General features: G+C 44.2%; 1 protein-coding gene. It reads right to left on the reverse strand.

Translation table 11 applies throughout. The features are described from left to right. Positions 1-97: 97 nt before the first annotated feature. The coding region (locus R0K30_RS21555) for a DUF6710 family protein (protein ID WP_410612842.1) at positions 98-292 on the reverse strand (195 nt) is incomplete at its 5' end.

Genomic DNA, 292 nt, shown 5'->3' on the forward strand with positions numbered 1-292 from the left:
GATATTATCGCTAATTCCGGTAGCTCTTCTACGAAAGTTATCACGTGCTTAAAAGCGGTGGTTAACTGTAGTGGTCAAGAAAAACTGGCCACTACAGTTAACGTCGGAAAGGCGAATCTTCTAGTTCTTTAATCCTTCGTGCGATCTCCCAGCACCAACCGAATTCCTGGTATCTAGGCTGACCTATCTTACGGTCTTTATTCTCTCGCCAATTAACCCCATCAAAATACACTTCGTCAATTAAAGGGAAGATATCGTGAACTTCTTCAGGCACAAGGCTTCCCTCTCCGGT

Source organism: Bacillus sp. SIMBA_154, from assembly GCF_046536015.1.
Classification (GTDB): domain Bacteria; phylum Bacillota; class Bacilli; order Bacillales; family Bacillaceae; genus Bacillus; species Bacillus pumilus_P.